Source organism: Devosia sp. A369, from assembly GCF_054489345.1.
On sequence record NZ_JBTMWV010000007.1, the window covers coordinates 182,377 to 204,993 of the forward strand.

The window sequence follows — 22,617 nt, forward strand, 5'->3', positions numbered from 1 at the left end:
TCAGGCATCCGCATCCGTCATCACCAGCAGCCAGTCTGGGCCGGGTGCTTTCAGCTCGCGTTCGAAGGTCCAGACTTCCGAGGTGGTCGCCACCAGGCCGGGACTGCCCGCGATCACCCTGCCATCGCTGTTGCGGGTGACTGAGACCAGCTCGGCGACGAAGCGGATGGCGATCCAGGCGCGCTCCTGATCCAGGCCGGCATCGGCAATGCGCGCCTCCTTAAACCCAATGAACACTAGCTCGGCCGTTTCGCCACGCGCCAGGCGCTCGGCAATGGCCTGGGCAAAGCTGTCGCGCACCGGCTCGGCCAGCAGATAGCTGCAGGCCTCGATATCGCCGGCGGCAAAGGCTGCGATCACCGTCTCATAGACGCTCTTGGCGCCGGTGATGAAGGTGTCGATGCTGGCATAGTGGCAGGCGGTCGCGATCCGCCGCAGGGTTTCGTCGAGCGAGGATTTGGGCAGGCCAGGCGCGGCCTGTGCCGCATTGCCCGAGGCGGCCAGGGGCTGGAAGGCCGGGTTATCGACCTCGGCCGGCGGTGGCTGGGCCGAATGATACATCCGCCAGGAGAAGGCGAGGGAAAAGGCAATCAGCAGATAATCAAGAAGGCCGAGCTCATTCATAACAAACTCCTTCAATCATGCGCCGCTCAGGCGATCTGCGGCAGGGTGCTGAACTGGTGCTCCGGCGGTGGTGACGACAGGGTCCATTCCAGCGTGGTAGCGCCGACGCCCCACGGATTGTCGGGGGCCGGCCGCCTGGCCATGAAGGCTTCGGCGACGGTGACGAGGAACACCAGAAAACCCGCCGTCGAGAGATAAGCGCCGATGGACGACACCAGGTTCCATAAGGCGAAGGCATCGGGGTAATCGACATAGCGGCGCGGCATGCCGGCGAGGCCGAGGAAATGCTGGGGGAAGAACACGATATTGACCCCGACAAACATCAGCCCGAAGTGAATCCGCCCCAACGTCTCATTGTAGAGATAGCCGCTCATTTTGGGGAACCAGTAGTAGAAGCCGGCAAAGATGGCGAAGGCCGAGCCCAGCGACAGCACATAGTGGAAATGGGCGATGACATAATAGGTGTCGTGCAGGGTGTGATCGAGCCCGGCGCTGGCCAGCAGGACGCCGGTAACGCCGCCAATGGTGAATAGCAGGATGAAGCCGATGGCCCACAGCATCGGCACGCGAAACGTGATCGAGCCGCCCCACATGGTGGCGAGCCAGGAGAACACCTTGATGCCGGTCGGCACGGCGATGACCATCGACGCAGTCATGAAGAAGGCCTGCACATTCAGCGACAGGCCGGTGGTGAACATGTGGTGGGCCCACACCAGAAAGCCGATAAAGCCGATCGCCACCATGGCGTAAACCATGGCCAGATAGCCAAAGATCGGCTTCTGCGAAAAGGTCGAGACCACATGGCTGACAATGCCGAAGGCCGGCACGATCATGATGTAAACTTCGGGGTGGCCGAAGAACCAGAACAGATGCTGATACAGCACCGGATCGCCCCCGCCCTGCGGGAAGAAGAAGGTGGTGCCGAAATTGCGGTCGGTCAGCACCATGGTAATGGCGCCAGCCAGGACCGGCAGTGACAGCAGCAGCATGAAGGCGGTCACCAGCATGGCCCAGCCAAACAGTGGCATCTTGTGCAAAGTCATGCCCGGCGCGCGCATGTTGAAGATGGTGGTGATCAGATTGATGGCGCCCAGAATCGACGACACGCCGGCCAGATGGATCGACAGGATGACGAAATCCACCGCCGGCCCCGGCTGCCCCGAGGTCGAGAGCGGCGGATAGAGGGTCCAGCCACCGCTATGGCCATTGGAGCCCGACGGACCTTCGACAAACAGCGAAATCAGGAACAGGATGAAGGAGGCGACCAGCAGCCAGAACGACACGTTGTTCAGGCGCGGAAACGCCATATCCGGTGCGCCGATCAGCAGCGGCACGAACCAGTTGCCGAAGCCGCCGATCAGCGCCGGCATCAGCACGAAGAAGATCATCACCAGCCCATGGGCCGAGACCACAGCGTTGTAGAGATCGGTATTGTGGAACATTTGCAGCCCCGGTTGCTGCAATTCGAGGCGAATGGCGAATGACAGGCCGGTGCCGAGCACCCCGGCCAGGATCGAGAACACCAGATAGAGGGTGCCGATATCCTTGTGATTGGTCGACAGCACCCAGCGCCTGAACAGGCTCCGATTGGGAGCGGCGATTGGGGCGGCGATATCCATCTGGTCCTCCGGCAAAAATCCGCAGGAGGCGCTGGGTTCCAGATCAAGGAGGAGTGAGCGTCTCGATGCTCACCACCACCCTATGGGCGAATTCAAGATCAGACCAACGAATATTATTGGCCGTTCATATGATTATTTTTGCACTGATATGCGATCGTCCAATCCCTCCACCGACAGGAACCAGGCCACGAGCTGCGCCGTATTACTGACACCGGCAGAGCGCGCGAGGCGCAGGCGATGCGCCTCGATGGTGCGTTTGGACAGTCCCAGTTCGACGGCGATAGCGGCGTTGGTTTTGCCCTGCGCTACCAGCGTCAAAATCTGCCGCTGCCGCCCGGTCAGGGTCATCGTCGGGTCGCCCAGCGGCCGGCTGAAGGCTTCAAAGCAATAGAGGGCTGCCGCAAACGGATCAGTGCGCTCCTGCGAGCGGCCATTGACCCGGCACCAGAAACGCTGCCCATCGGCCCGCGCCATGATGCGCTCGTCGTAATAGACCGAGCCGCCCGGCAGATGCACCCGCCAGCTCTCGCCGGTGCGAACGAAATCGGCCAGCGCCGGATAGAGCCGGACGAAACTGGTGTCGATCAGCTCGGCCCTTACATAGCCGAACTGTCTGGCGAATTCCTCATTGCAGTCGCGAATGATGCGGTGCGTGGCGAACACCATTGGCACCGGAATATCGGCGAGCGCGAAGGATAAGGGGGCAAGGGGCATGTCGTATAAATACGACTAACTCCCTCCCCTGCGCAAGAACTAGCCTCTGGCCATTATGTCTTGAGGAGGCAAGGGATGCGCAAAATCTTTGCGAGTGCGGCCGAAGCGTTGGCTGGCCAATTACGCGACGGCATGGTGGTCATGTCGGGCGGCTTTGGCCTATGCGGCATTCCCGAGACACTGATCGACGCGGTCAAACTCTCCGGCGCCAAAGAGCTGACGGTGATTTCCAACAATGCCGGCGTCGACGGCATTGGCCTCGGCCAGTTGCTGGCGACCAAGCAGATCCGCAAGATGATCTCGTCCTATGTCGGCGAGAACAAGCTGTTCGCCCAGCAATATCTGTCGGGCGAGCTTGAGCTGGAATTCAACCCGCAGGGCACGCTGGCCGAGCGCATTCGCGCCGGTGGGGCGGGCATCCCGGCCTTTTACACCAAGACCGGCGTCGGCACGCTGATTGCCGAAGGCAAGGAAGTGCGCAGCTTCGACGGCGAAGACTATGTGATGGAAACTGGCCTCGTGGCCGATGTGTCGCTGGTCCATGCCTGGAAGGGCGATCACGAAGGCAATCTGGTCTATCGCAAGACCGCGCGGAACTTCAATCCGATGATGGCCACCGCCGGCAAGCTCACCATTGCCGAGGTGGAGCATCTGGTGCCCAGCGGCGAGATCGAGCCCGATAGCGTCCATACGCCCGGCATTTTCGTGTCGCGCCTCGTGCATGTGCCGAACGCCACCAAACATATCGAACAGCGCACACTGCGCCAGCGCGAAGGGGAGATCGTCTGATGGCCTGGACCCGCGATCAAATGGCGGCCCGCGCCGCTCAGGAACTCGAAGACGGCTTTTACGTCAATCTCGGCATCGGCATCCCGACGCTGGTGGCCAACTACATCCCCGCCGGGATGGATGTGCGGCTGCAAAGCGAAAACGGCATGCTGGGCATGGGCCCCTTCCCCTATGAAGGTGACGAAGACGCTGACCTGATCAATGCCGGCAAGCAGACCATCACCGAACTGCCGCTGACCAGCTATTTTTCCAGCGCCGACAGCTTTGGCATGATCCGGGGTGGCCATATCGACCTGTCGATTCTGGGCGCCATGCAGGTGGCCGAGAATGGCGATCTGGCCAATTGGATGATCCCCGGCAAGATGGTCAAGGGCATGGGCGGCGCCATGGATCTGGTGGCCGGCGTCAAGCGCGTGGTGGTGGTGATGGAGCATGAGGCCAAGGGCGAGCCCAAGCTGCTCAAGGCCTGCACCCTGCCCCTCACTGGCAAGCGCGTCGCCGATGTGGTGATCACCGATCTGGGCGTGTTCACCCTGACCCGGCGCGGCGAAGCGAACATGACCCTGATCGAGCTGGCGGATGGCGTGTCCGTCGATGAAATCACGGCCAAGACCGAGGCCAGTTTTGTGATCGGGCTGAAATCATGAGCGACATTGTCATTGTCAGCGCCGCTCGCACCCCGGTCGGCAGCTTTCTCGGTAGTCTGGGCACCGTACCGGCCCACGAGCTGGGCGCTGCGGCCATCACGGCGGCCCTCGCCCGCGCCAAGGTCGAGGCTGGTGAAATTGACGAGGCCATTCTCGGTCAGGTTCTCCCTGCCGGCGCCGGGCAAAACCCGGCGCGTCAGGCCGCCATGCTGGCCGGCATGCCGGCTTCGGCCACCGCCTTCGGCATCAATCAGGTCTGCGGCTCGGGCCTGCGTGCCGTGGCGCTGGGCATGCAGCAGATTTTGACCGGCGATGCCCGCATCGTCGTGGCCGGTGGTCAGGAATCGATGTCGCTGTCGCCGCACTGCCAGGCCTTGCGCGCCGGCACGAAGATGGGGCCGATCAGTCTGGTCGATACCATGGTGGTGGACGGACTGATGGATGCTTTCGGCGGCTATCACATGGGGATCACGGCGGAAAACGTCGCCCGCCAGTTTACCATCAGCCGCGACCAGCAGGACGCTTTTGCGCTCGCCTCCCAGCAGAAGGCGGCCGCCGCGCAAGCCGCCGGCCGGTTCAGCGCCGAGATCACCCCGGTTACGGTCAAGACCCGCAAGGGCGAGGTGATTGTCGATCAGGACGAATATATTCGCGCCGATACCAGCGCCGAGGGCCTGGCCAAGCTGCGCCCTGCCTTTGACCGCGAAGGATCGGTGACGGCTGGCAATGCCTCGGGCCTCAATGATGGCGCGGCGGCGCTGGTGCTGATGCATGCGGATGAAGCCGCGCGACGCGGCTTGCAGCCGCTGGCGCGAATCGCCTCCTGGGCCACGGCGGGTGTCAGCCCGGACGTGATGGGCACCGGGCCGATCCCGGCGTCGCAGAAGGCGCTGGCCAAGGCCGGCTGGACCATTGCCGATCTCGACGTGATTGAGGCCAATGAGGCCTTTGCGGCACAGGCCTGCGCCGTCAACGCCGCAATGGGCTGGGATAGTGACAAGGTCAACGTCAATGGCGGCGCCATCGCCATCGGCCACCCCATCGGCGCCTCGGGCGCGCGTATTCTGGTGACCCTGCTGCATGAGCTGCAACGCGGCAATAATCGTCGCGGCATTGCCACTTTGTGCATCGGCGGCGGCATGGGCGTGGCGCTCTGCGTCGAGCGCCTCTAGCGCTGCGCATAGTTGGCTCGCCGACCGCCTTGGCGGCCGGCGAGCCGGTAATCAATTAGCCCGGAACGGCGACACGCGCCTTGGCGCGGATGCGCGACGGACGCGTCAGGGCCTGGATATCGAGGGCCTGCTCGATCAGTTCATCGGAGATCAGCTGGTCCTCTTCGAGCAGCTGCCGCATCGTCTTGCCGGTTGCCAGGATCTGGTGGGCCAGCTCGGCGGAGCGCTCATAGCCGATCAGCGAGGTCAGCGCGGTGGCCAGCGCCGCCCCGGCTTCCAGATGGCGCTGGCACTGCTCGACATTGGCGGTGATACCGACCACGCATTTGTCGGTCAGCGTATCGACGGCATTGGTCAGCAGGCTCAACGACTGCAGGATGTTGAACGCGATCACCGGCTCCATGGCATTGAGCTGAAGCTGGCCGGCCTCTGCGGCCATGGTGACAGCCACATCGGCGCCGATCACCTGGAATGCCACCTGGCTGACCACCTCGGGGATCACCGGATTGACCTTGCCGGGCATGATCGACGAACCCGGCTGCATTGGCGGCAGATTGATCTCGCCAATCCCACCGCGCGGGCCGCTGGACAGCAGGCGCAAATCGTTGGAAATTTTGGACAGTTTCACGGCGATGCTTTTAAGCATGCCCGAGAACAGCACGAACCCGCCGGTGTCCCAGCTGGCTTCGATCAGGTTGGCCGCCGCAATGACGGGCAGGCCGGTGACGCGGCCCAGCTCTTCGACCACGATGCCGGCATAGGCCGGGTCGGCGGTGATGCCGGTGCCGATGGCGGTGCCGCCCAGATTGACCTCGAGCATCAACGCGGCGGTCGCGTCGAGCCGCGCCACATCTGCGTCAAGCGTATCGGCGAAAGCCATGAATTCCTGGCCCAGGGTCATCGGCACGGCGTCCTGCAACTGGGTGCGCCCCAGCTTCACCACATCGCGGAATTCCCCGGCCTTGGCCTCGAAGGCCCGCGCCAGACGCGTCAGCGACTTGGACAGGTCCAGATAGCTGAAGCGGATCGCCAGCCTTATGGCCGTCGGATAGACGTCATTGGTGGACTGGGAGAGGTTCACATCGTTGTTGGGATGCAGATGGGCGTACTCGCCCTTGGCCTTGCCCAGATATTCGAGGGCGCGGTTGGCGATGACCTCGTTCATGTTCATGTTGGTCGAGGTGCCGGCGCCGCCCTGAATGGCATCGAGCGTGAACTGGTCGGCCAGCCCGCCATCGATGACATCCTGACAGGCCCGGACGATGACCTCGCATTTTTCGTCGCTCAGATCGCCGAGCCGCTTATTGGCCCGCGCGGCGGCCAGCTTGATCATCGCCAGCGAGCGGATCAGCGCCGGGTAGTGACCGATGGTCATGCCGGAAATTTGGAAATTGGCGAGCGCCCGTGCGGTCTGCGCGCCGTAATAGGCATCAAGGGGAACATCCACCGGCCCGAGGGAATCATATTCGCGGCGGACAGGGGGAGGGATCGAGGAATGTTGCATCATTGGCGTAAGTCACAGGTTGGAGAAATTGCAAAAGAGCCGCGCATCCGAAGCAGGATCACGCGGCTCGCCGGCGCCAGTCTGAGGAGCGGCAGGGTAAGGACCTGGTCGAAATTACTGGTCCATAGCCCGATTATCAGACCATAGATCGGATCGTTTACCAAGCCCATGGCCGCGTTCAAGTCTTAAGACGCGTGCTCGGACCGGCAGGCTCTCGGGCCGGCAATCAGAGTTCGCCACTTTGCCGCCATGTGAAAATCAGCGCGTCACGGCTCATTGTGCCCCGGCAGCCTGCCCCCCAGCGCCAGGGTCATTTCCCGCGCGGTATCGGCCAGCAATTGCCCGATGGCCGGGATGCGGTCCGTGGTCAGCCGCTGCGCCAGGCCCGACACGGAAATCGCGCACAGCGCCTCGCCCTGATGGTTATAAACCACGGCGGCGATGCAGCGGAGCCCGGTGACGAATTCCTGATCGTCCACCGAATAGCCCTGCTGCCGGATGGTGGTGAGTTCAGTGCGCAAATCCGAGGCCCGCGTGATCGAGTTGGCGGTCGATTTGCGCATGCCCTGGCTGCTGACGATGGCCGAGACATCCGCCGGGCTGTAGGTCGCGAGGATGGCCTTGCCCATGCCCGAGGTGATCATCGGCGCCCGGCCGCCCACCCGCGTGATCGCGCGCATGATCTCGCGGCTTTCGATCTGCGTCAGCACCACCAGCTCGCCCTCGTCCACCACGCCGAGATTGGCGGTCTCGCGGGTCTGGTCGCGCAGCCGCCGCAGGAACGGCAAGGCCGGCGCCACAAAATTGCGCTGGCGCACAAAGGCCGAACCGACGGAAAACGCCATCCGGCCGACATGCCACATGCCGTCGGACTGGTCGAACTGCACGAATTTGCGCTTCTCGAGGCTGGTGAGCAGGCGATGCACGGTCGATGGCGACAGCCCGGTCCGATGCGCCAGATCGGTCAGGCGATAGCCTTCCTCGTCCTCGCCGAGCACTTCCAGCAGCGACATGGCGCGCTCGACGGATTGAACGCCGCTCGAACGGACTGGCCCCTTTGGCTTAGGTGATGCTGTGTCTGTCATCCGGCGTTTCTACCAGCCTGGGGCCATCGCCGTCAGCCCGTCGGACGCTTGAGCGCAAGACTTTTCCGCATGGTGAAATTTATTGGCTGCCCGGTCGCTCGCGCCACCGGAACATCCTAGGTCCGTCAGCAGGTAATAATGCGGAGATTTCCATGACTAGCTATGTTCCAAAGCACGGCCTGCAGATCGCGAGCGAACTCGCTGCGTTTGTGGAAGTGGAAGCGCTGCCCGGGACCGGCGTCAGCCAGGATGTTTTCTGGCAGGGCTATGCCGACCTGCTGGCTGACCTGGGGCCGGTCAATACGGCGGTGCTGGCCGAGCGCGCCCAGCTCCAGGCGCAGATCGACACCTGGCATCAGGCGCGGCGCGGACAGGTTTTCGCGCTGGAAGACTACAAGGCCTTCCTGCACGACATCGGCTACCTTGTTCCCGAAGGCGATGACTTCAAAATCGAGACCACCGGTGTCGATCCCGAAATCGCCACGCTGGCCGGTCCCCAGCTCGTGGTGCCGGTGATGAATGCCCGCTTTGCCCTCAATGCGGCCAATGCCCGTTGGGGTAGCCTCTACGACGCGCTCTATGGCACTGACGCGATTGATGTCAGCGGCGAACTGGCCCCCGGCAAGCAGTATAACGCGCAGCGCGGCGCGGCCGTCGTCGCCTGGGCAATGGCGTTTCTGGATCAAGCCATCCCGCTCGCCCAGGGTAGCCACGCCGACGTCGCCAGCTATGCATCCGGGTCGAATGGCTTGCAGATTGCCCTCAAGGATGGCGCGGCGTCCGGCCTCGCTGATCCGAGCCAGTTTGTCGGTTCCTCGGCGGCGGGCGACAAGCAGGTGCTGCTGTTCAAGAACAATGGCCTGCATCTCGAAATTCACCTCGATAAGACGAGCCCGGTGGGCCAGCAAAGCGCCGCCGGCGTCAGCGACGTCGTCGTGGAATCGGCGCTGACCACCATTCAGGACTGCGAAGACTCGGTTGCCGCGGTCGATGCCGCGGACAAGGTCGCGGTTTATCGCAACTGGTTGGGCCTGATGCGGGGCGACCTCGCCGAGACCTTTACCAAGGGCGGCAAGGACCATACCCGCACACTGGCCGCCGACCGGCACTATACCGCCCCTGATGGCAGCGAAATCTCGCTGACCGGCCGCAGCCTGATGCTGGTGCGCAATGTCGGGCATCTGATGACCACCGATGCCGTGCTCGATGCTGATGGCAACGAGACGCCCGAGGGTTTTCTTGACGCCATGGTGACCTCGCTGGCTGCGATGCACGATCTGGCCAAGCAAACCGGGCTGCGCAATAGCCGGACCGGCAGCGTCTATATCGTCAAGCCGAAGATGCATGGCCCCAAGGAAGTGGCGCTCACCAATACGCTGTTCGACCGCGTCGAGGACATTCTCGGGCTGGCGCGCAACACGCTCAAAGTGGGCGTCATGGACGAAGAGCGCCGCACCAGCGTCAACCTCAAGGAATGCATCCGGGCGGTGCGCCAGCGGCTGGTGTTCATCAATACCGGTTTTCTCGATCGCACCGGCGACGAAATCCACACCAGCAAGCTGGCCGGGCCGGTGCTGCCCAAGGGCGAGATCAAGGATGCGATCTGGCTCGGCGCCTATGAAAACAACAATGTCGACCAGGGGCTGAAGGCCGGCCTCGACGGCCACGCCCAAATCGGCAAGGGCATGTGGGCCAAACCCGACGATATGGGTGAAATGCTCACCGCCAAGCTGGGCCATGTCAAATCCGGCGCCAACACCGCCTGGGTCCCCTCGCCCACCGCTGCGGTGCTGCACGCCACCCATTATCATCAGGTCAATGTCGCGCAGGTCCGGCAGGTCATTGCCGCCCGCCCAACTGCCTCGCTCGATGCGATCCTCACCCCGCCTCTGCTCGACGGCCGCAATCTGTCCGACGATGCGGTGCGGCTGGAGCTGGACAATAATTGCCAGAGCATTCTCGGCTATGTGGTGCGCTGGATCGATCAGGGCATTGGCTGCTCCAAGGTGCTGGACATCAACGATGTGGCGCTGATGGAAGACCGGGCCACGTTGCGGATTTCGTCCCAGCACATCGCCAATTGGCTGCAGCACGGCCTCGTCACCGAGGCCCAGGTAACCGAGTCGATGCAGCGCATGGCGCTGGTAGTGGACAGCCAGAACCAGGCCGATTCAAACTATCGGTCCATGGCGCCGGGTTTTGCGGATAACGTCGCTTTCCAGGCCGCGCTGGAACTGGTGCTTGAGGGCGCAAAACAGCCCAATGGCTACACCGAACCGGTGCTGCATCGCCGTCGCCGCCAGGCCAAGGCCACTTAAATTCTATCAGGAGAAACAATATGTTGACGATTACCCGCCTCGACCTCGCCGACGCCGGACTTTTGCTGGAGGGCGCGCGCGCCCGCGCTGACGCCATCGGCGTTCCCATGTGCATCGCCATCACCGACGAAAGTGGCAATCTCATTGCTTTCGAGAGGATGGACGGCGGCAAAATTACCAGTTCTACTATTGCCATCGACAAGTCCTACACGGCCTCTGCGGCCAAGCGCGCGACACACGAATATGGTGCTTCCAGCCAGCCTGGCAGCCCGGCCTATGGCATCAACAGCGCCATTGGCGGGCGGCTGATGGTGGTGGGTGGTGGCCTGCCCGTATCCGTGGATGGACAGGTCGTCGGCGGCATCGGCGTCAGCTCGGGAACCCCGGCGCAGGACCAGGATGTCGCCCAGGCCGGCATAGATCATTTCCTGGCAACCAGGACCTAACCCAGAACGCTGACGGCGGCGCAACGAGGACACGTCATGACTGAAAACAAGACCACCGACCTGCGCGACGCCGCGCTGCATTTCCACGAATATCCCAGACCCGGCAAGCTGGAGATCGTTTCGACCAAGCCACTGGCCAACACGCGCGATCTCGCGCTGGCCTATTCGCCGGGGGTGGCCATTCCCTGCGAGAAAATCGCGGCCGATCCCGAGGCGGTGTATAAATACACCTCCAAGGGCAATCTGGTCGCGGTGATCTCCAACGGCACCGCCGTGCTCGGCCTCGGCAATATCGGCGCGCTGGCCTCCAAGCCGGTGATGGAAGGCAAGGCGGTGCTGTTCAAGAAGTTCGCCGGCATCGACTCCATCGATATCGAGGTGAACGAGCAGGACCCGCAGCGCTTCATCGACATCGTGGCGCCGCTCGAGCCCAGCTTCGGTGGCATCAATCTCGAGGACATCAAGGCCCCCGAATGCTTCGAGATCGAGGAAGCTTTGCGCGAGCGCATGAACATCCCGGTGTTCCATGACGATCAGCACGGCACGGCCATCATCGTGGCTGCGGCAGTGCTCAACGCCATGGAGTTGACGGGCAAGGATATCGCCAAGGTCAAGATCGTGACCTCCGGGGCCGGCGCCGCCGCCATCGCCTGCATGAACATGCTGATTGCCGTGGGCGCCACCCGTGAAAACATCTGGATCGCCGATTCCAAGGGGCTGGTGACCAAGGCGCGCGATAACACCGTCGACCGCTGGCGCGGCGCCTTCGCGCAGCAGACCGACAAGACCGAGCTCAGCGAAGTCATGGCCGGCGCCGACATCTATGTCGGCCTGTCAAAGGCCGGGGCGCTGAAACCCGAGATGATGAAGGACATGGCGGCCAATCCGCTGATCCTGGCCCTCTCCAATCCGACCCCCGAAATCATGCCCGAACTGGCGCGCGAAGCTCGCCCCGATGCGATGATCTGCACCGGCCGGTCGGACTATCCCAACCAGGTCAACAACGTCCTGTGTTTCCCCTTTCTGTTCCGGGGGGCGCTCGATTGCGGCGCCACCGTCATCAACGAGGAGATGAAGGCGGCCGCAGCCCATGCCATTGCCAAGCTGGCGCATGAGCCGGGGCTGGAGGCCAGCACCCATGGTGTGCCGGCCATTTTCGGGCCGGAATATCTGATCCCCAATCCCTTCGACCAGCGCCTGATCCTGCGCATTGCGCCGGCCGTGGCCAAGGCGGCGATGGAGTCGGGTGTGGCCAAGCGGCCGATCGCCGACTTTGCCGCCTATCGCGACCAGCTCAACCGTTTCGTGTTCCGGTCGGGCCTCGTCATGAAGCCAATGATCGAGCGGGCCCAGGGGCAGAACAAGCGCATCGCCTTTGCCGATGGCGAGGACGAGCGCGTGCTGCGCGCCACCCAGGTAATGCTGGAAGACGGTATCGGCCGGGCTATCCTGATCGGCCGCCCCTCGGTGATCGAGCAGCGCATTGCCCGCTTCGGCCTGACCCTAAAGGCCGGGCGCGACTTCGATATCGTCAATCCCGAGGACGATCCGCGCTATCGCGACTATGTCGCCGACTTCCTGGAGCTGGTGGGTCGCCAGGGCGTAACGCCCGATACCGCACGCACCATCGTGCGCACCAATACCACCGTCATCGGCTCTCTGGCGGTGCGCCGGGGCGAGGCCGATGCGCTGATCTGCGGTTTGCAGGGTCGCTTCATCAAGCATGCCCGCGACATCCAGTCGGTCATCGGGCTGGCGCCCGAAGCCAGCCAGCTTTCGGCGCTGTCGATGCTGGTGATGAACCGTGGCGTGTTCTTCCTGGCCGATACCTATGTCAATATCGACCCTTCGGCCGAAGAGATCATTGCCATCACCCTGCAGGCACGCAACCACCTCAAGCGCTTCAATATCGAGGCCAAGGCGGCGCTGCTGAGCTATTCCAACTTCGGCTCACGCGATGGGGCGACCAGCGAGAAGATGCGCACGGTCTATGCAACACTCAAGGATGTGGCGCCAGACCTCGTGGTCGATGGCGAAATGCAGGGCGATCTGGCGATCAATGAAAGCCTGCGCGAACGCTATGTCCCCAATTCGGTGCTCAAGGGCGAAGCCAATTTGCTGATCTTCCCCAATCTGGAATCGGCCAACCTGTCGATGACCCTGCTCAAGGAACTCAACAACGCCCTGCCCGTCGGCCCCATTCTGATGGGCACCCGCCAGCCGGCGCATATCCTGGCCCCCTCGGTCAGCAGCCGCGGCATCGTCAACATGGCCGCCATCGCTGCCAATGAGGCGATTCACTAGCGCCAACGCCACGCAAAGCCAAAAAGGGTCGCCCTTCGCACGAGGGGCGACCCTTTTTTGTTCAGTCCATTGAGGGTTAGAGCTTCAGCCGCTTGACCAGATCGGCTTCGGTGGTCGCGAGCACGGCGTGCATGGCCTGGTACGCCCCAGCCGGGTTGTTGGCGGCAATCTGGTTGGCCAAGTCGCCATGCGCCCCGAGGTTGCTGGCGAAAATGTCGGGGTTCTGGATGCTGATCCGGAAAAAAGCGTCCAAAATCACCGTAATCGCCGGTGCGAAGGCCTGCAGGATCAAATTATGCGAGGCGTCCAGAATGGCGGTATGGAGCCGTATATCGGCGGCCACCGAAGCGACGGGGTCGGCTGCGGCGGCAACCATGTCCTGATACGCTCCGAGGATCGCCTGCCGGTCGGCGTCATTGGCATGAGTTGCCGCCAGCCGCGCCGCTTCCGGCTCGATGATTTTGCGCGCGGCGACAATGTCGGCAACCAGCTTGGGCGTGACGGCATCGGGTCGCAACAACCAATGCAGCACATCCTGATCAAACAGGTTCCACTGCTCGCGCGGCAGGATGACCGTGCCGTGGCGTGGCCGGGCCGAGACCATGCCCTTGCCGGCCAGCACTTTGATCGCTTCGCGCAGCACGCTGCGCCCGACCTGTATTTCGCGGGCCAGATCGGCCTCGACCGGCAGCGGGGTATCGGGCGGGAAATGCCCCGCCACGATCTTTTCGCCGAGCACCGCAACCGCAGTGGCGATCTTGCCCTTGCCCAGATTATGGGCGGCGGCTGGTCTCGCCACTGCGCCGGGCATCAGAACTTGCCGTGCTTGATATAGGCGGTCTGCGGGTCTTCGCCGGCCAGAATCGCCTTGCGCACCAGGCTCTCGGTATTGACGGCCACTTCGCAGCGCTCGATGACCTCTTCGGCATGCGCCGCCGGGATCACCACCACCCCGTCTTCATCGCCCAGAATATAGTCGCCCGGATAGATCACGATATTGCCGATGGTCACCGGCTCGTCAAACGCCTCCGGCCGCCAATTGGCCACCACGTCGACCGGCGAGGTGTAGCTGCAGAACACCGGGAAACCGATCTTCTTGATGAAGCTCACGTCGCGCGCGCCGCCATCCACCAGATAGCCCAGCACGCCGCGCAGCTTGAGCGCCTCGGCTGACAATTCACCCATCAGGGCCCGCGAGGTGTCCTGCGGCTGGCATACCAACACGTGACCCGACGGCGCCTTGGACAGGAAGCTGGTCCATTCCAGCAGCGACTCATGCGCGCCAATCGAATTGTCCGGCCGGCCACGCATGGTGAATACCGGACCGGCGATCTTAACGCCGGCTTCAAGCGAGCGGATGGTGTTCGGCAACACCGCCGGCGGCAGCCCCATGTCGCGCATGATGTCGTAAACGACACCAGAATAGCAGGCGGCAAGGCGCTCGGTCAGACTAGGCATGCAATCTCCTCTGTAGCCGCCCATTGCGGCAGTGACGACAAATCGTGCCACAGCTTCTTTGCTTTGACAATCATTCATCAGATGAATCAAAAATCTGGTTTTGCGCCAAGGGTTAACACAGCGGCAGCAGCGATCTATCGGCGGGCTGCGAGGGCATTACCGGGCGCCAGGTCGCCGCGCATGGCAGCGGCAGAGGCATCCCGTTCGGCTGCATTTTTCCGTTTAAAGGCCAGCCAAGGAACATCGCCCCCCCATTGACTCAACCAAATATCTTCCATACCAGCGCATGGTCCCATTGTTGGACCATGGAGTGAGGAATGGTTCGCGTATCGGCGGTTCAGAGCGTTTTGGAGGCGCTCAAGACCGAGATCCAGACGCTGCATCAGCCGGGCGACTACCTTCCCAACGAACGGCTTTACGCCGAGCGTTTCGGGGTGGGGCGCAATACCGTGCGCGAAGCCCTGATCGTGCTGGAGGCCTATGGCTATGTCGAAAAGACCCAGCGTGGACCCCGGGTCTGCACGCCCGATATCTCCGTGGCCTTTAACGTTTTCGCGCAATATTTCGACCGCAGCCTCAATACCTGCAAGGACCTGCTGGAATTCCGCCGCTTCATCGAGCTGGGGATTTTGCCGGCGGTCGTGGAGAATATTGCCGACGCCGATATCGATAAGCTCGAAGGCTATGTGGTGCTGATGGAACGGGCGCTGACCGCCCGGCAGGCCGCTGAGGCCGACTATGCCTTCCACAATCTGATGGTCGAGGCGTCGGGCAATGGCGTGATCCGCAAGCTCTATCGCGTGCTGGCCCAAAGCATCGTGTTCTACATGGAAATCGGCAAGCACGTGCCGCGCCACGATATTGCCTCCGCCGACAATCATCGCGGCATCGTCGCGGCGCTGCGCCGCCGCTCCTATCCAGATCTGCTCGCCACCTGCACCGACCACTATCGCTATAGCGAGGGCGTGCTGGAGGAAACCATGCTGCGCGATCTGGCCCTACCCACCACAACGGAACCACTGGCATGAAAGCCCTGATGATCGAAGCCGAAGGCCGTACTGCGTTGCACGACATTGCCGCGGCCACGCCGGGACCGGGCGAAGTGCTGGTCGCGGTGCGCCATGTCGGGCTCTGCGGCAGCGACCTCAATACCTTTCGCGGCCTCAATCCGCTGGTGACTTTGCCCCGGATTCCCGGCCATGAGATCGGTGGCGAAATCGCTGCGCTCGGCCCGGACGTTCCGGCCGACTACGCCATGGGTCAGCGCGTAGTGGTGCTGCCCTATACCAGTTGCGGCGCCTGCTCGGCCTGCCGCAAGGGCCGCACCAATGCCTGCCGCTACAACAAGACGCTGGGTGTGCAGCAGGATGGCGGGCTGGCCGATTCCATCGTGCTCCCCTACGCCAAGCTGATCCGCAACGACACCCTGGCCGCCCGCCATCTGGCGCTGGTCGAGCCGCTCTCCGTGGGCTTCCACGCCGTGGCGCGCGGTGCCGTGACGGCAGGCGAGGTGGTGGTAGTGATCGGCTGCGGCATGATCGGCATGGGGGCCATTGTGGCCGCCGCCGCCCGCGGCGCCGAAGTCATCGCCATTGATGTGAATGCCGACAAGGCCGCCTATGCCAAGACCTATGGCGCGGCCCACGCGGTGGATGCGTCCAGCGAGGACGTGGCCGCCCGCATCGAAGCCCTGACCAAGGGCGATGGCGCCGATATGGTGATCGAGGCCGTGGGCCTGCCGATCACCTTCACCCAAGCCATCGACTTTGCCGGCTTTGCCGGGCGGGTGGTTTATGTGGGCTATTCCAAGGCCCCGGTCACCTATGAGACGCGGTTTTTCAACCTCAAGGAACTCGACATCATGGGCTCGCGCAATGCGACCCTGGCCGATTTCGAGGCGGTGATCGCCTATCTCGAGACGCTGGGCGAGGCTGCCGATGGCCTGATCACTCGCATTTTCCCCTTCGCCGAAGCCGATCAGGCGCTGCCCTATTGGGCCAGCCACCCCGACGCGCTCAAGATCGTCATCGAAGTTTAGGACCCCACCATGTCGCAAGCTGATTGGGCGCAGGCCTTTGGCCTGGCAGGCAAAACCGCTTTGGTCACCGGTGGTGGCTCGGGGCTTGGCCTCGCCATTGCCCGCTGCATGGCCAGCGCCGGCGCACGCGTCATCGTCGCGGGCCGCCGCCGTGAGGTGCTCGACGCAGCCGTGGCCGAACTCGGCGGCAATGCTGCTGCCGAAACCCTCGACCTGGCCGATGTGGATGGCGTTGCCGCCGCCGCGGCCGGCATTCTCGAGCGCCAGGGCCCGATCGATATTCTGGTCAACAATGCCGGCAACACCGTCAAGAAGCCGTTCGAGCAGTCGACCATGGCCGACTTCGATCAGGTCTTCGACGTGCATGTGCGCGGCGCGCTCGAACTGACGCGCTCGGTGCTCGGCCCGCAGCTGGAACGCGGCGCCGGTTCGGTGATCTTCACCGCCTCGATGACCTCGTTTATCGGCCAGCCTTTGGTGCTGAGCTACACCGCATCCAAAACCGCCATCACCGGCGTCGTGCGCGGCCTGTCGGCCGAATTCGCCGGGCGCGGCATCCGCGTCAACGCCGTCGCGCCGGGCTGGATCGACACCGATCTGTTCCGCGCCGCCACTGCCGCCGATCCGGCGCGCAAAGCAAAAATTCTTGGCCGCATCCAGACCAACACCCTGGGTCGGCCGGAAGACATAGGTTGGGCCTGCGTCTATCTGGCGTCGCCTGCCGCAGCCTACGTAACCGGACAAACCCTCGTCGTCGACGGTGGGGGAGTCATTGGATTTTAAAGCCGCGGCACCCTGCCGTGGTTCGTTGGAGGAAACGACTACTATGTTGAAGAAACTTGTTGGCGGCGTCGCGCTCTGCGTGCTTGCCCTGGGTGTAACCGGCATTGCCGCACAGGACGTCAAGCTGCGCGTCGCCTATGAAAACAATCCTGGCGAGCCGGTCGATATCGTCGCCAATTACTGGAAAGATCTGGTTGCCGAGAAGAGCGGCGGCCGCATCGCCCTCGAACTCTATCCCAGCTCGCAGATGGGCTCCAAGGCTGACGTGACCGAGCAGGCCATTGCCGGCCTCAACGTCGTGCAGATCAGCGACGTCGGCTTCCTGGCCGACTATGAGCCCGATCTGGGCGTGCTGTTCGGGCCCTACCTGGTCGAAGATCCGGCCAAGCTGTTCGCCATCTATGATGGCGAGTGGTTCAAGGCCCATGACGAAGCGCTGCGCGCCAAGGGCATCCGCATCGTCATGCCAAACCTGCTTTATGGCGTGCGTCAGCTGATCACCACCAAGCCGGTTCGTACCCCGGCTGACCTGGCCGGCATGAAGATCCGCGTGCCGAACAACATCATGCAGATCAAGATCCTCGAGGCCATGGGCGCAACCGCGACCCCGCTGCCGCTGGGCGAGACCTTCGGCGCATTGGCGCAGGGCGTGATCGACGGCGTGGAAAACCCGATTGCCGTGCTCTACGGCCAGAAGTTCCACGAAGAGGCCAAGTACCTCTCGATGATCAACTACCTGACCAACACCGCCATGTTCATTGGCGGCGAGGCCTATTTCTCCACCCTCGCTCCCGAGGACGCTGCCCTGATCCAGGAAACGGCTTATGAAGCTGGCCTCTATAGCCAGCAGCTCATCACCGACCTGGACGCCAAGATGGTCGAAGAAATGAAGGCCGCCGGCGTCGAAGTCATCGAAGTCGACACCGCTCCGTTCAAGGAGCTGAGCATGAAGGTTTACTCCGAGTTCCCGGAATGGACCCCAGGCCTTTACGACCTGATCCAGGCTGAAATTCAGTAATCGTGTGCGGCGGGCGCCCTGCCCGCCGCATCCCTTGTCTTGCAAGCTGCGCGCCATGGCGGGTCGGTTGCTGTTCCGGAGACGACAATGAAGTTCCTTGAAAAGCCGATCAACTGGCTGGCGGCCGTGCCGCTGCTGGTGCTGGTCGGCATCGCCAACTACGCCGTGGTCATGCGCTATGCCGTGGGACAGCCCGTGCACTGGTCCGAAGAAGTCAGCGGCCTGCTGATGATCTGGATCGTGATGTTCGGCGCCATCGCCGCCGAGCGCGACGGCCAGCATCTGACCATCTCACTGCTCACCGACGCCATGCCCAAGCGCGCGCGCCTGCTGGTCAACGCCATCGTCGCGTCCGCATCCGTCGCCGTCATTCTTTATGTGGGCTGGATTGGCCTGCAGCTGGCGCTGTCGGTGCAGTTCAAGGTCACGTCCATCCTGCGCATTTCCTGGCTCTGGATCGACATCGCCATTCCAGTCGGAGCGGTCGGAATCGCGCTCTACATGCTGATCGACGCCATCAAGGGTTTCCGTGCCCTCGCCGAGGACGATGCTGAATGACCCTTACCACCGTAATTCTCGTAATGCTGGCGCTTATTGCTCTCAATATGCGCCTCTACATCGCCATCCTCGTGGCCGTGCTGGTCTATTTCCTGTTCTTCAATCAGGTGCCGATCACCATCGCCATCCAGCGCGTGATCAGCCCGACGCAGAACGTGTCGCTGCTCGCCATCCCGTTCTTCATCCTGCTCGGCACCCTGATGGGCCATACCGGCATTGCCCGACGCATGCTCAGCGTCGCTGACCTGCTGGTCGGCCGCTTTCGCGGCGGCATGGCCATGGCCAACGTCATGCTCTCGACCTTGATGGGCGGCCTCAGCGCCTCCAACCTCGCCGATGCCGCCATGACCGCGCGCATGATGGTGCCGGAAATGGAAAAGCAGGGCTATAATCGTGGCTTCGCCGCGGCGGTCACTGCCTTTGGCTCGCTGATCACCCCGATCATTCCGCCCGGCATTGCGCTCATCATCTACGCCCTGCTCGCCAACGTCTCGGTGGGCCGCATGTTCATGGCCGGCATTCTGCCAGGCCTGCTGCTGGCCCTGCTGCTGCTAATCACGGTTTACATCATCTCGGTGCGCCGCGGTTACAAGCCGACCCGGACCACCTGGCCCAAGCGCACCGAAGTTGGTGCAACCCTCATCTCGGCGTGGCCGGCCGTGCTGCTGGTGGTGGCCGTTATCGGCGGCATCCGCGCCAACATCTTCACCCCCACCGAAGCCGGCGCCTTTGCCGTGGCCTTCGTCATCTTCATCGGTTTCATCGTCTATCGCGAAATGCGCCTGTCCCATGTCGGCGACGCGCTGGTCGAAACCGCCAAGTCGACGGCCTCTGTCATGCTGATCATCATGGCCAGCTCGGCGCTGGCCTGGGTGTTCTCGCTCGAGCAGGTCGGTCAGACGCTGGCTGCCAGCATTGTCGCCATCAGCGACAACAAATACCTGTTCCTGCTGCTGCTCAACGTGCTGTTCCTCGGGCTCGGCTGCCTGCTCGAAGGCACCGCGCTGATGATCGTGCTCGTGCCGCTGCTGATGCCGACCGTTCTGGCGATGGGCATTGACCCGATCCATTTCGGCATCATCCTGATCGTCAACCTCTCGGTGGGCACGCTCACGCCGCCGATCGGCACCGTGATGCTGGTGGTGTGCAACATCACGAAGGTCAATGTGGCGGAATTCACCCGCCAGTCGCTTGGCCTCTATGCGGCGCTGCTCCTCGGCCTGCTGCTGATCACCTACATTCCTGCAATCTCGCTGCTCCTCTCGAGCGGCAGTTAGTTAGTGACGAAAGACTTTTCCATGACCAAGCGCACTGAGGCGGAAACTATCCGCATTCTCAAAGAGGACCTGTTCACCGCCGTGGTGGGCGATATCCTCGACGTGATGGGCTACCGCAAGCAGTTCCTGCCAGCCGGCCTGGCGCCGCTGGCGCCGGGCACCCGCATTGCCGGCCGTGCCATGCCGGTGCTGGAAGCCGACGTGTTCGGCAATGGCCTCGACAGCTCCGCCGGTCCGCTGGCGCACAAGCCGTTCGGGCTGATGCTCGAAGCGCTGGACGACCTCAAGGAAGGCGAGATCTACATCGCCACCGGCGCGTCGCTCAACTACGCCATCTGGGGCGGGTTGATGTCGACCCGCGCCACCCATCTCAAGGCCGGCGGCGCCGTGCTGGATGGTTATGTGCGTGACGTGGGCGAAATCCAGGCGCTGGGTTTCCCGACCTTCTGCCGGGGCATCTATGCCCAGGATCAGGGCCCGCGCGGCAAGGTGATCGACTATCGCACCACCATCGAGATCGGTGGCATCACCATCAATCCCGGCGATATGGTGTATGGCGATGACGAAGGCGTGCTGATCATCCCGACCGCCATTGTCGATGAGGTCGTGACCCAGGCGCTGGAAAAGACCCGCACCGAAAATCAGGTGGCCGAGGCCATCAAGCAGGGCATGAGCGCCACCGAGGCCTTTAGCACCTTCGGCGTGATGTAAGGATTGGCCATGACTGATCCGCGTCTGCTGCTGCTCTCGCCCCAGGACAATATCCTGGTGGCCCGCGAACCGATCCCGGCCGGTGAGGCCGTGATCGTCGAGGACGACAAGGTGGTGCTCGGCGCCTTGCTCGACCGCGGCCACAAGATCGCCCGCCAGGCGATCGCGGCCGGGGACAAGATCCTCAAATACGGTGCTCCGATCGGCTCGGCGACCCAGGCGATCCGGGTCGGCGAGTCCGTGCATATCCACAACATCAAGAGCGATTACACGGCCACCCATGTGATCGCCAAACCGACCAGCGAGGCAACCCCATGAGCACGGCAATGCGCGGCTATCCGCGTGCGGACGGACGCAAGGGCATCCGCAACGTGATGGCGGTCGCCTATCTGGTGGAATGCGCCCACCATGTCGGCCGCCAGATCGTTTCCTCGTCGCCCGATGGCGATGTGCATCTGATCGGCTTTCCCGGCTGCTACCCCAATGCCTATGCCCAGCAGATGATGGAAAAGCTCTGCACCCACCCCAATATCGGGGCGGTGCTGCTGCTGTCGCTCGGCTGCGAAAGCTTCAACAAGTTCTCGCTGGCCGATATCGTGGAAAAAAGCGGTCGTCCGGTGCATACGCTGACCATCCAGAATGATGGCGGCTCGCTCAAGACCATCAAGGCCGGCAAGGACTGGGTGCAGTCCCAGCTCGCGGCCCTGCGCAACGCCCCCACTGTGCCAATGGCCGTTGAAGAACTGATCATCGGCACCGTCTGTGGCGGCTCGGATGGCACCAGTGGGCTGACCGGCAATCCGGCAGTTGGCCGGGCCTTCGACACGCTGGTGTCGGCCGGCGCGACCTGCATCTTCGAGGAAACCGGCGAGTTGATCGGCTGCGAAGAGATCATGGCCAGCCGCGCCATCACCCCGGCGCTCGGGGATGAATTGCGCGCCTCGGTCGCCAAGGCCGCGACCTATTACGCAACCCTGGGCTATGGCAGCTTTGCTCCCGGCAATGCTGATGGCGGCCTTTCCACCATCGAGGAGAAGTCGATGGGCGCCTATGCCAAATCCGGTTCCTCGCCGATTTCGGGCATCGTCAAGCCAGGCACCGTGCCGCCGCGCGGCGGGCTGTATCTGATGGACGTCGTCCCGGATGGTGAAGTGCGCTACGGCTTCCCCAATATCTCGGACACCGCCGAAATCGTCGAACTGATCGCTTCGGGCAGCCATATGACGCTGTTCGTCACCGGGCGCGGTTCGGTCGTCGGCTCGGCCATTGCCCCGGTGATCAAGGTCTGCGCCAACCCCGACACCTATCGCAAGATGGAAGACGACATGGACGTCGACGCGGGCCGCATCCTCGAGGGCGCGGCCAGCCTCGACGACGTTGGCGCCGAAATCTTCGCGCTGATCCAGGAAGTCGCTGCCGGCGCCCAGACCAAGTCCGAAGCGCTAGGCCACCGCGAATTCATCCTGACCTACAAGTCGTTCGAGCCGGCGGGCCCAGCCTGCCTGCCCAGCTGATCCAGACCAAAAAGGGGCATCGGGTGACCGGTGCCCCT

22 protein-coding genes are annotated in these 22,617 nt (G+C 63.1%); 15 read left to right on the forward strand and 7 right to left on the reverse strand.

Annotated elements, in window-relative coordinates:
- The 3 genes from ACX3OZ_RS11505 to ACX3OZ_RS11515 all read right to left on the reverse strand — a co-directional run bounded on the left by ACX3OZ_RS11505 (nt 1) and on the right by ACX3OZ_RS11515 (nt 2,957).
- Complete coding sequence (locus tag ACX3OZ_RS11505; protein WP_459095824.1) at nt 1–624, reverse strand: Tim44/TimA family putative adaptor protein; 624 nt, start codon at nt 622–624, stop codon at nt 1–3.
- Between the two features lie 26 nt (nt 625–650).
- The gene (gene ctaD, locus ACX3OZ_RS11510) at nt 651–2,243 is read right to left on the reverse strand and encodes a cytochrome c oxidase subunit I (protein WP_459095823.1); all 1,593 of its coding nucleotides are present in this window, start codon (nt 2,241–2,243) and stop codon (nt 651–653) included.
- 132 nt (nt 2,244–2,375) lie between these two features.
- On the reverse strand, nt 2,376–2,957 hold the full coding sequence (locus ACX3OZ_RS11515; RefSeq protein WP_459095822.1) for a helix-turn-helix transcriptional regulator: 582 nt from the start codon (nt 2,955–2,957) through the stop codon (nt 2,376–2,378).
- 75 nt (nt 2,958–3,032) lie between these two features.
- Here ACX3OZ_RS11515 and ACX3OZ_RS11520 point away from each other — a divergent pair, with 75 nt between their 5' ends.
- The 3 genes from ACX3OZ_RS11520 to ACX3OZ_RS11530 are packed head-to-tail and all read left to right on the forward strand — an operon-like array spanning nt 3,033 to nt 5,565.
- On the forward strand, nt 3,033–3,746 hold the full coding sequence (locus tag ACX3OZ_RS11520) for a CoA transferase subunit A (protein WP_459095821.1): 714 nt from the start codon (nt 3,033–3,035) through the stop codon (nt 3,744–3,746).
- Entirely contained in the window at nt 3,746–4,393 is a 648-nt protein-coding gene (locus tag ACX3OZ_RS11525; RefSeq protein WP_459095820.1) for a 3-oxoacid CoA-transferase subunit B, read from the forward strand. Before ACX3OZ_RS11520 ends, ACX3OZ_RS11525 begins: the two co-directional genes overlap by 1 nt.
- Complete coding sequence (locus ACX3OZ_RS11530) at nt 4,390–5,565, forward strand: acetyl-CoA C-acetyltransferase (RefSeq protein ID WP_459104540.1); 1,176 nt, start codon at nt 4,390–4,392, stop codon at nt 5,563–5,565. The genes ACX3OZ_RS11525 and ACX3OZ_RS11530 overlap by 4 nt, the downstream gene beginning before the upstream one ends.
- Nucleotides 5,566–5,620: 55 nt before the next feature.
- Here the strand turns inward: ACX3OZ_RS11530 and ACX3OZ_RS11535 are convergent, their stop codons facing one another.
- Together ACX3OZ_RS11535 and ACX3OZ_RS11540 are read right to left on the reverse strand one after the other, a co-directional pair.
- Complete coding sequence (locus ACX3OZ_RS11535; protein ID WP_459095818.1) at nt 5,621–7,072, reverse strand: aspartate ammonia-lyase; 1,452 nt, start codon at nt 7,070–7,072, stop codon at nt 5,621–5,623.
- Nucleotides 7,073–7,335: 263 nt separating this feature from the next.
- Complete coding sequence (locus ACX3OZ_RS11540; protein WP_459095817.1) at nt 7,336–8,154, reverse strand: IclR family transcriptional regulator; 819 nt, start codon at nt 8,152–8,154, stop codon at nt 7,336–7,338.
- A 152-nt stretch (nt 8,155–8,306) separates the two neighbouring features.
- Between ACX3OZ_RS11540 and ACX3OZ_RS11545 the strand changes: the two genes are divergently transcribed.
- From ACX3OZ_RS11545 to ACX3OZ_RS11555, 3 genes are read left to right on the forward strand one after another with little or no spacing between them, the layout of a single operon-like run.
- A complete protein-coding gene (locus tag ACX3OZ_RS11545) occupies nt 8,307–10,472 on the forward strand; it encodes a malate synthase G (protein WP_459104541.1) in 2,166 nt (721 codons plus the stop codon).
- 20 nt (nt 10,473–10,492) lie between these two features.
- Nucleotides 10,493–10,918 (forward strand): GlcG/HbpS family heme-binding protein, encoded by a 426-nt coding sequence (locus ACX3OZ_RS11550; protein WP_459095815.1) that lies wholly within the window; start codon nt 10,493–10,495, stop codon nt 10,916–10,918.
- Between the two features lie 36 nt (nt 10,919–10,954).
- On the forward strand, nt 10,955–13,222 hold the full coding sequence (locus tag ACX3OZ_RS11555; RefSeq protein ID WP_459104542.1) for an NADP-dependent malic enzyme: 2,268 nt from the start codon (nt 10,955–10,957) through the stop codon (nt 13,220–13,222).
- 76 nt (nt 13,223–13,298) lie between these two features.
- Here ACX3OZ_RS11555 and ACX3OZ_RS11560 read toward each other — a convergent pair whose 3' ends face one another.
- Complete coding sequence (locus tag ACX3OZ_RS11560; protein WP_459104543.1) at nt 13,299–14,021, reverse strand: FadR/GntR family transcriptional regulator; 723 nt, start codon at nt 14,019–14,021, stop codon at nt 13,299–13,301.
- Between the two features lie 11 nt (nt 14,022–14,032).
- Nucleotides 14,033–14,680, reverse strand: a complete 648-nt coding sequence (locus ACX3OZ_RS11565) for an RraA family protein (protein WP_459104544.1) — start codon at nt 14,678–14,680, stop codon at nt 14,033–14,035.
- 317 nt (nt 14,681–14,997) lie between these two features.
- On the opposite strand from ACX3OZ_RS11565, the gene ACX3OZ_RS11570 reads away from it, so the two are divergent.
- From ACX3OZ_RS11570 to ACX3OZ_RS11610, 9 genes are all read left to right on the forward strand, one after another.
- Nucleotides 14,998–15,708 (forward strand): FadR/GntR family transcriptional regulator, encoded by a 711-nt coding sequence (locus tag ACX3OZ_RS11570; protein WP_459095811.1) that lies wholly within the window; start codon nt 14,998–15,000, stop codon nt 15,706–15,708.
- Nucleotides 15,705–16,718: a zinc-binding alcohol dehydrogenase family protein gene (locus tag ACX3OZ_RS11575; RefSeq protein WP_459104545.1), complete on the forward strand. Its 1,014-nt coding sequence runs from the start codon at nt 15,705–15,707 to the stop codon at nt 16,716–16,718. Before ACX3OZ_RS11570 ends, ACX3OZ_RS11575 begins: the two co-directional genes overlap by 4 nt.
- 9 nt (nt 16,719–16,727) lie before the next feature.
- Nucleotides 16,728–17,501 carry an SDR family NAD(P)-dependent oxidoreductase gene (locus ACX3OZ_RS11580; RefSeq protein ID WP_459104546.1) on the forward strand — a complete coding sequence of 258 codons (774 nt, stop codon included), beginning with the start codon at nt 16,728–16,730 and terminating at the stop codon, nt 17,499–17,501.
- A 43-nt stretch (nt 17,502–17,544) separates the two neighbouring features.
- Complete coding sequence (locus tag ACX3OZ_RS11585; protein WP_459104547.1) at nt 17,545–18,519, forward strand: C4-dicarboxylate TRAP transporter substrate-binding protein; 975 nt, start codon at nt 17,545–17,547, stop codon at nt 18,517–18,519.
- An 87-nt stretch (nt 18,520–18,606) separates the two neighbouring features.
- Entirely contained in the window at nt 18,607–19,077 is a 471-nt protein-coding gene (locus ACX3OZ_RS11590) for a TRAP transporter small permease (RefSeq protein WP_459095807.1), read from the forward strand.
- On the forward strand, nt 19,074–20,354 hold the full coding sequence (locus ACX3OZ_RS11595; protein ID WP_459095806.1) for a TRAP transporter large permease: 1,281 nt from the start codon (nt 19,074–19,076) through the stop codon (nt 20,352–20,354). The genes ACX3OZ_RS11590 and ACX3OZ_RS11595 overlap by 4 nt, the downstream gene beginning before the upstream one ends.
- A 21-nt stretch (nt 20,355–20,375) precedes the next feature.
- Nucleotides 20,376–21,065, forward strand: a complete 690-nt coding sequence (locus tag ACX3OZ_RS11600) for an RraA family protein (protein WP_459095805.1) — start codon at nt 20,376–20,378, stop codon at nt 21,063–21,065.
- A 9-nt stretch (nt 21,066–21,074) separates the two neighbouring features.
- Nucleotides 21,075–21,383 carry a UxaA family hydrolase gene (locus tag ACX3OZ_RS11605; RefSeq protein ID WP_459095804.1) on the forward strand — a complete coding sequence of 103 codons (309 nt, stop codon included), beginning with the start codon at nt 21,075–21,077 and terminating at the stop codon, nt 21,381–21,383.
- Nucleotides 21,380–22,579, forward strand: a complete 1,200-nt coding sequence (locus ACX3OZ_RS11610) for a UxaA family hydrolase (protein ID WP_459095803.1) — start codon at nt 21,380–21,382, stop codon at nt 22,577–22,579. The genes ACX3OZ_RS11605 and ACX3OZ_RS11610 overlap by 4 nt, the downstream gene beginning before the upstream one ends.
- The last annotated feature ends 38 nt before the right edge of the window (nt 22,580–22,617 follow it).